General features: G+C 67.5%; 2 protein-coding genes and 2 tRNA genes. 2 read left to right on the top strand and 2 right to left on the bottom strand.

All coding sequences use genetic code 11. The annotated features are described in order from the left end of the window. Positions 1-36: 36 nt before the first annotated feature. The gene (locus ACNPM4_RS05675) at positions 37-1269 is read right to left on the bottom strand and encodes a zinc metalloprotease (RefSeq protein ID WP_448985015.1); all 1233 of its coding nucleotides are present in this window, start codon (positions 1267-1269) and stop codon (positions 37-39) included. Positions 1270-1391: 122 nt separating this feature from the next. Then, positions 1392-1465: transfer RNA gene (locus tag ACNPM4_RS05670), tRNA-Gly, on the bottom strand. Between the two features lie 123 nt (positions 1466-1588). Between ACNPM4_RS05670 and ACNPM4_RS05665 the strand changes: the two genes are divergently transcribed. Together ACNPM4_RS05665 and tig are read left to right on the top strand one after the other, a co-directional pair. After that, positions 1589-1662 (top strand) — tRNA-Pro (locus ACNPM4_RS05665). A 62-nt stretch (positions 1663-1724) separates the two neighbouring features. Then, on the top strand, positions 1725-2382 hold a 658-nt coding region (gene tig / locus ACNPM4_RS05660; RefSeq protein ID WP_448985014.1), incomplete at its 3' end, for a trigger factor.

The following is a 2382-nucleotide window of genomic DNA, read 5'->3' as shown; positions in this document are numbered from 1 at the left end:
GGCCGCTTCTTGCTTTGTCAGTTCCTCGCTCAGAGCTCAGCGGCAGCCCGCTGCGGCGTCGATGTACTCCTGAGGCGGGTATCCGTAGGCCCAGACCCCGTTGGCATCGTCGGTGTATCCCATGCTGATGGCCCACGCAGTCGCCCATTTCTCGATGCTGTCCTGTGTCGACGCGTCGTACATGTCCTCGCACTTGACACTGATCGCGTGACCGACCTCGTGCGCGACCAGTGCCTTGCTCCGCTCCGCCGGCCACTGCTCGGCGACCGAGTTCGACAGCTCGATGTGGGCGCGGCCGGGGTCATCCCACCACCACGTGGTATACCCGCCCATGCTGCCGTTGTAACCCGCACCGTTGACCACGGGCGACCAGTCGAACTCGAGGAGCACGCCGGGGGCGAGGGAGCGGGCGAAGGCCTCGATCTCCAGTCGAGCACCCCGCAACGGGCCCGACTTCTCCTGAAGTTCTTCGGCCTCCGTCGCGATGACCCGTGCGCCCGCGTCCTGCAGTGCGACATAGGTGGTCGCCGCGTCGTCATCGACGGTCGTCGCAGCCAGCGCATCCGCAGCGGCGTTCCGGAGCGCGATCACGGCATCGTTGCGGGCTGACGGGTGTGCCGTCTCGAAACCCGCCGCCGCCTCACCGGCTGAGGAGAGCACGCCCAGGCCACTCTCCTGAACGGCCTCCTCGGCTTCGACGGCGCTCTCGGACGCCGTTTCGAGCTCCTGCGCCAGTTCGTCGAGCGAGCTCTCGTCCTCGACGAGCGCCGCAGAGGCTCCGAACAGCTCCCAGAACCAGACCGGCTTCTCTTCGGGGGACGGCAATGCGGTGGCGAGGAGCTCCTCCGCGACCGCTCCGGCTTCTTCCCCCTCGACGACGGCGGTCGACAGTGCAGAGACGGTCTCCTCCGGCACGGCGATCTGTGCGCTGCCCGCGTCCAGGATGACGTGGCCGGCATCCGTCGCCCGGGTCAGCACGTCTCGGGTGTGAGCGGTTTCCGACGTGATCGCCGTCGCGTTCCGCAGGGTGTCGGCGAATCGGTCCGCGGCAGCGTCGTAGCCCAGGTTCGCGGACAGCTGGGTGATGCCGAGGGCGGCGATCACCGCGGCGCCGCCGAGAACGCCGATGAGGAGGCCTCGATGCGGGCGACGGCGAGCACGGGGACGCGCGGTCGGATTCGGACTCGAGGAGAAGCGCGCCGGCAGCTCGTGGGGCCCGCGTGTCAGGGGGATCGAAGCCTCCAGGCCGGACGGAAGCGGGGCGGTCACGTCGTGCCCATTCGATGGTGCCTTCCGGTCGGAGACTGCGAGGGTCGGTGCTTTCAGCGTATTGGACCGATCGCCGCGCATGCGAGAAGGCCCCCACCGTTTCCGATGGGGGCCTTCTGACCTGGAGGGGCTGACGGGAATCGAACCCGCATCATTAGTTTGGAAGACTAAGGCTTTACCACTAAGCTACAGCCCCGGATCCCCGCGGAATCTCGGGGACGGGCCGGAGTCGCATCTCCGGACTCATCGATCATACCGGACAGTCGGGGGTGCTCTCGTCCGTTAGACTCGGTGGGGCTGAATCTGCGTGCGGATTCCCCGGGGCGTAGCTCAGCTTGGTAGAGCGCCCGCTTTGGGAGCGGGAGGTCGCAGGTTCAACTCCTGTCGCCCCGACACGGCCCCACGGACCTTACAGCCGCGATACCGCGCGGAAATCACAAGGAGAACACACCAGCATGGCGAACAGCACCGTCGAGAAGCTGACCCCGACCCGGGTCAAGCTCACCATCACGGTCACCCCGGACGACCTCAAGCCCAGCATCGCGCACGCCTACGAGCACATCGCTCAGGACGTGCAGATCCCCGGCTTCCGCAAGGGCAAGGTCCCGGCGCCCATCATCGATCAGCGCATCGGCCGCGGTGCGGTCATCGAGCACGCGGTGAACGAGGGCCTGGACAAGTTCTTCCGTGACGCCACGGTCGAGCACAAGCTGCGCGTCGTCGGCCGTCCGGCCGCCGACATCACACAGTGGCCGAACGAGAAGGACTTCTCCGGCGACCTGCTCGTCGACATCGAGGTGGACGTCCGTCCCGACATCGAGCTGCCCGCCTACGACGACATCACCGTGACGGTCGACGCCGTCGAGGCCGATGAGGCCGCACTGGATGCCGAGCTCGACAACATGCGTGCGCGCTTCGGCACGCTGGTGCCGGTCGACCGTCCGGCAGCGAAGGGCGACTTCGTCGAACTCGACCTCGTCGCGACGATCGACGGTGCCGAGATCGACCGCGCCGAGGGCGTCTCCTACGAGATCGGCTCCGGCGAGCTGCTCGAGGGCATCGACGACGCGATCGAGTCGCTCACCGCCGGTGAGGACACCACGTTCCGCTCGG

The sequence above is a fragment of the Microbacterium umsixpiens genome, assembly GCF_053543675.1.
The sequence above is the reverse complement of the archived record's forward strand: the minus strand, read 5'-3'. Positions and strand labels throughout refer to the sequence as shown.